Raw genomic sequence first — 5,445 nt, forward strand, 5'->3', positions numbered from 1 at the left:
ACGTCGCCGTCCACCTCAAGCAGCCTACCCGGGAACATGTGCGGGCCGCACGTTGCGCACCGAAGCGCTCGCTCCCCTATTTGGCCTTGCTCCGGGTGGGGTTTACCGTGCCGCGAGCTGTTGCCAGCCGCGCGGTGCGCTCTTACCGCACCTTTTCACCCTTGCCTGTGCCCCGAGGGGCCATCGGCGGTCTGTTTTCTGTGGCACTTTCCGTGGGCTCACGCCCCCCAGGCGTTACCTGGCACCCTGCCCTGCGGAGCCCGGACTTTCCTCCGCGGATCGGATCAGATCCGATTCGCCGCGACCGCCCGGCCGACTCCAGGCGCATTGGACACCGAATCACCCCGGCGGTTCAAGCCCAATCCTGATAATCGGCCAACCATTTCTCATAGCGGCGCCAGCGCGCCACCGCATGGCGGTAGAACGGCTGGCGGACCTGCCAGACACTGGGGGTCTCGACACGGTTGCGACTGGATTCATGGCCTGGCCCCGAATCCCCGCTCATCCCCAGGAAATCACGCAACTCACGACCTTGCCCCTCGGGATCTGTCACCAGGGCCTCGTAATCCAGGTCCAGGATGCGATCCGGAAACAGGGTCCGCCATTGGGCCATCAGGTCTTCATACAGAGCACGAAAATGGAAGATATCGTCCAGATCCGTGGTATAGGCGAATCGCTCGGCGAAGTTCTCGAAATAGATGGATACCGCCACATCCAGAGGGTGGCGGCGCAGGTTCACCACATGCCCCCGGGGAAAGAGGAGCAGAAACAGGCCGATGTAAAAGAAATTGGTCGGCACCTTGTTGATGATACGCTCCCCGGAGAAATTGATGAATCCACGAAAGTATTCCAGATAGGCCTCGGCGAAGGCATCCAGGTCAAAATCCTGGCCCCGCTGCAAGGCCTGAAACACCGTTTGCCCCTGGGGAATCCTGGCCATGGTCCGTTCAAAGGCGGGGACCTCACCGCCGGGATAAAAGCGGGGATTGTCCGCCAGCATCTGCTCCACCAGCGTGGTGCCACTGCGCGGCATGCCAACGATCAGCAGGGGGGCTTCGGATCGATCGCTGCGACGACCGTCGGCCAGGGCCTGGCGCGCGGATGCCAGGACCAGGTCCTTCTGCGCCTCCACCGCCCGCCGATCATGGCCGGCCAGGCGACGCTTGAGGCCGTTGGCTTCGCGAGCCGCTTGCCAGGCGGCATCGTAATCGCGCCAGTCATTGAAAACCTTGGCACGGGCAAAATGCAGCCGGGCACGATCGGGATTCTTCTGCCCCGGGACATCGGCCCGCTCGATCCAGTCGAGGATATCTTCCCCAGGCTCGAAGCGCCGGCACTTGACCAGGCCGGCGATGGCCCCACTTCGATGGGGCTCGGCTTCCAGTACGGCGCGATAACGGCGCTCGGCCTGCTCAAAGTCTCCCGCCTGCGCGTCGAGGGAGGCCAACTGGACGGCCGCCGTGGCATCACCGGCATTGTGCGACAACAGATGCAAACAAGCCTGGCGTGCCGTTTCGGGATCCCGACCTTCCACGGCCAGACGGGCCAGATGCCCCCAGGCCTGTCGGTCTCCCGGGGATTGCTCGGTCGCAATTCTTGCCTGCGCGATTGCCGGCCCAAAACAATCCTGCATGAAGTAAAGCGTGGAGAGATCCAGGCGCTGCCTTGGGTCAAGATCACAGGCGGCTGCTCGCCCCAACAGATCGAGGCTTTCAGTGTGGCGACAAAGGGCCATTGCCAGGCGGCCACCGTGCAGCAGCACCAGTGGATCGTTGTTGCCGGCCGATGTCAGTCGACGAATCGCCTCATAGGCAGCCTGGGGATCACCCTGCTTCTCCCTTGCCAACGCCTGATCGAGCTGCATTGATGTCGACACCTCAGTTTCCCTTCTCGCCGCTGGAACCATCACTGTCTGACTGGATGGCCAAAAGCCGCTTGTAAAGCCGGTTGCGTGGCAGGCCACTGACCTCGGCGGCCACCCGGGCCGCCTCCCGTGGCGGCAAGCGGCCAGACAGTGCCCGCAACCAGGCATCCACTTCGCTCTGCTCGGGGTCTGCCGAGTCCGCGGCTGCGCCGCCCACGATCAGTACAAGCTCACCCTTGCGGGCCTGCGAAGATTGCCTGGCCCATGCCAACAGCTCGGACAGGGTGCCATGCCTGAGCTGCTCATGCAGCTTGCTGATTTCCCGGCCAAGGAAGGCCGGGCGATCCGGCCCGAAGGCCTTCGACATGGCCTCCAGTGATCCCGCCAGTCGGTGAACGGATTCATAAAAGATCAATGTCTCCGTCGCCGCCGACAGGGACTGGAAATAGCGTGCCCTCGCCGTTGTCTGGCGAGGCGGAAAACCCAGAAAGCGGAACGGCTCCGGCGGCAATCCGGACACGGAAAGGGCCGCGATGGCGGCGTTTGGGCCGGGGATGGGGCAAAGATCAATGCCGGCAGCCACCGCCGCGCGAACCAGCGGAAAACCCGGATCACTGAGCAGCGGCGTGCCGGCATCGGAGATCAGAGCCAGGCTCTCGCCCCCGCGCAGTGCCTCGATCAGGCCTTCCACCCGCGCATTCTCGTTGTGCTCATGCAGGGAAATCAGCTGCCCGCGAATACCAAAGCGGGAGAGCAGGCGCCGGGCATGGCGGGTGTCCTCACAGGCAATCCGGTCCACGCTGGCAAGCACCTCCCGCATGCGGGGCGAGGCATCAGACAGATTGCCGATGGGCGTGGCGACCACGTAAAGCTTTCCGCTATCAGACAAGAAACAACCTCCCCGGGGAATGGCAAGTCGACAGCCTGTCGCAAACAGGCGGTATCCGGTGGTCCGGCCTGATAAGATAAGGCACTTAGCTCCCACCCCTTGCAATCAGGACGCCGCCGAGCACGCAAGCATGATGACAAGCGCACAGCATAAGCCAAGCCCCCCGCAAACTGCAGCCATTCTGCGCCCCGCCGGCCTGTTGCTGGCAGCGCTGCTGCTCTGGTCCTGCGCGCCCACGCCGGTGGAGCGCGAACCGCTGCCGGAGACCGAAATCGAACTCATGGCCGACAGTGCCGAGTTGATGCGGGATACCGGCGACCCGGAAGCGGCGGCGTCCATTTATCAGGAAATCGCGGCCAGCGTCCCGGACGCGGAGCGGCCGAAGTGGCTATTCCAGGCCATGGAGGCCTGGATTGAAGCCGGCGAAACCGATCGGGCCCGGGGCATTGGCGGCAGCCTGGTCCCGGCCGAGCTGCCCCGTGAGGAACGGTTTCGCCTGGCGGTCACCCTGGCCCGTGCTGATCTGATGGATAATCGGCCACAGGAGGCCCTGGCCCGCATCGACGTGCGCGAGGAAGGCATTCCACGGGCCGTCGCCCCCGAGCTTCTGGCGGTCAGGGGCGAGGCCCGCTTCCGCCTTGAGGATGCCGTCGCCGGCATCGCTGACCTGCAGCGCCGAGCGGACCTCCTGGGCGGGGACGACCGACTTGCAGCCCTGCAGACCATCTGGGACCGCCTCATGGCTCTGCCATCACTGCCCGACCGTGAACAGGCGGCTGGCCGGCCCTTGATCAGCGGCTGGCTCAACCTGGCCCGTGCCGGCCAGCAAAGCTGGCAACGCCCCGATCAGTTTGACCGCGCGGTGGCCGAGTGGGAGGCCCTGCACCGCGACCATCCGGCAAGCGAACTCATGGACCAACTGCTGGCCGACCATCGGGAACGCTTCCGCTATCCGGACCGGGTTGCCCTGCTACTGCCCCTGAGTGGACGATTCGCCGCCCCGGCCGAGGCGGTGCGCGATGGATTCCTGGCGGCCCATTTCAATCAGCCCGGCACCCGCCGGCCCGCGGTCCGGGTTTACGATACCGGCGATGAAACAGAGGGTGTTCTGGAGGTTTATCAGCAAGCGGTAGCGGACGGCGCCGGTATTGTCATCGGCCCCCTTACCCGCCCGGCACTGTCCGAGCTTAGACGTGCCGAGGATCGGCCCGTGACGGTGCTGGGCCTGAACTACCTGGATGAAGAGGAAGGCGGCGTTGACGGCCTGGTGCAGTTTGGCCTGCGGCCCGAGTCCGAAGCACGCCAGGTCGCCCAGCGCATGGTACGCGAAGGCCATCGGCACAATATTGCCCTGATCCCTGAGACCGAGTGGGGCTACCGCATGCTGGATGCCTATCGCGAGGCACTGGCGGACATGGATGCCGAGCTGCTGGACTTTGAAAGCTACCTGCCCCAGCAGCGGGATTTCTCCGACCGCATCACGCGCTTGATGGGTCTGAATCGCAGCCATGACCGCCGCCGGGAGCTGGCCGGCGTGCTTCAGGAATCGCTGGAATTTGAACCGCGCCGCCGACAGGACATTGACGGGATTTTCCTCGCCTCCCAGGATGGCCAGGCCTCGCTCATCAAGCCCCAGCTTCGCTTCCATCGCGCCATCGGCATCCCCGTATTTGCCAGCTCCCATGTCTATCGCCCCGGACAATCGGCGGACACGGACCTGGACGGTATTCGCTTCGCGGATATGCCCTGGTCCATCGCCCAGGAAGGGGAGGCCCGTGATGAACGGGAACGGATATCCGGACTCTGGCCGGAATTGTTTGATCAGCACGGGCGCCTGTTTGCGCTCGGTTTCGATGCCTATCGCCTGGTCCCGGTACTGAGCAACTTCGAAGATCCCCTGCGCCCGCCCCTGGCCGCCATGACCGGTGTATTGAGCCTGGACGAGCACAATCGGGTTCAACGTGAATTGGGCTGGGCCATGTTTTCACGCGGACAGCCCATCCCTCTGGAGCCCATTGAGGAACAACCACAGATCCCGGAGCCGGCGCCCCTTGACCTGGAAGCCCCCTGAGGTATGCCGTCATGAGTCGGGAACGGGGCAAGGCGGCGGAGACTTTCGCGGAACAGTGGCTGGCCCAGAAAGGGCTGCAACCCCTGGAGCGCAACCTGCATCTGGCCGGAGCCGAACTGGACCTGGTGATGCTGGATGGTGACACGGTGGTCTTCGTGGAAGTCAGGCATCGACAACAGGATGATTACGGCGATGGCATCGAAACCGTCTCCCGCCGCAAGCGCCGATTGATGGCCCGGGCCGCGGAATGCTTCATGGCCACGCGCGGCCCGGACCGTGATGGCCGTTTTGATCTCATCGCCATTGATGGCAGTCTGGAATCACCCCGGATTGACTGGCTGCCGGACGCTTTCGACTTGGACGATATCTAGCCGGAGACCCACGCTATGGACATGCAGGCCCGCATTCGCCTGAACTTCGAGCAGAGCATCCGCAGCAAGCAGGAAGCGGTGGAGGCCCTTGCCGACCCCATTGCCCGCGGCGCCCAACGCATGCTGGATGCTCTCATGAGCAACCACAAGATCATGAGTTGCGGCAATGGTGGCTCGGCGGGTGACGCCCAGCACTTTTCCTCGGAAATGCTCAATCGTTTCGAGATGGAACGCCCCGGCCTGCCCGCCA

5 protein-coding genes and 1 other RNA gene are annotated in these 5,445 nt (G+C 64.2%); 3 read left to right on the top strand and 3 right to left on the bottom strand.

What is annotated here, in order from left to right:
• From rnpB to rsmI, 3 genes are all read right to left on the bottom strand, one after another.
• Positions 1-320, bottom strand: an RNA gene (gene rnpB, locus ACJWXQ_RS06695) — RNase P RNA component class A; the annotation flags it as partial.
• Positions 321-352: 32 nt separating this feature from the next.
• Positions 353-1,876 (bottom strand): tetratricopeptide repeat-containing sulfotransferase family protein, encoded by a 1,524-nt coding sequence (locus tag ACJWXQ_RS06700; RefSeq protein ID WP_406672432.1) that lies wholly within the window; start codon positions 1,874-1,876, stop codon positions 353-355.
• Between the two features lies 1 nt (position 1,877).
• Positions 1,878-2,753 (bottom strand): 16S rRNA (cytidine(1402)-2'-O)-methyltransferase, encoded by an 876-nt coding sequence (rsmI, locus tag ACJWXQ_RS06705; protein ID WP_406672433.1) that lies wholly within the window; start codon positions 2,751-2,753, stop codon positions 1,878-1,880.
• A 130-nt stretch (positions 2,754-2,883) separates the two neighbouring features.
• Between rsmI and ACJWXQ_RS06710 the strand changes: the two genes are divergently transcribed.
• The 3 genes from ACJWXQ_RS06710 to ACJWXQ_RS06720 form a co-directional block, all read left to right on the top strand.
• The gene (locus tag ACJWXQ_RS06710) at positions 2,884-4,824 is read left to right on the top strand and encodes a penicillin-binding protein activator (RefSeq protein WP_406672434.1); all 1,941 of its coding nucleotides are present in this window, start codon (positions 2,884-2,886) and stop codon (positions 4,822-4,824) included.
• An 11-nt stretch (positions 4,825-4,835) separates the two neighbouring features.
• The gene (locus ACJWXQ_RS06715; protein WP_346050483.1) at positions 4,836-5,195 is read left to right on the top strand and encodes a YraN family protein; all 360 of its coding nucleotides are present in this window, start codon (positions 4,836-4,838) and stop codon (positions 5,193-5,195) included.
• Between the two features lie 15 nt (positions 5,196-5,210).
• The coding region (locus ACJWXQ_RS06720; protein WP_406672435.1) for an SIS domain-containing protein at positions 5,211-5,445 on the top strand (235 nt) is incomplete at its 3' end.

The organism is Natronospira sp. (assembly GCF_007134575.1).
In the GTDB taxonomy this organism is placed as follows: domain Bacteria; phylum Pseudomonadota; class Gammaproteobacteria; order Natronospirales; family Natronospiraceae; genus Natronospira; species Natronospira elongata.

Bases quoted from the DNA above. Each gene is read 5' to 3' on its own strand.
- ACJWXQ_RS06710 (WP_406672434.1), top strand. From the start codon at position 2,884: ATGATGACAAGCGCACAGCATAAGCCAAGCCCCCCGCAAACTGCAGCC.
- ACJWXQ_RS06715 (WP_346050483.1), top strand. From the start codon at position 4,836: ATGAGTCGGGAACGGGGCAAGGCGGCGGAGACTTTCGCGGAACAGTGG.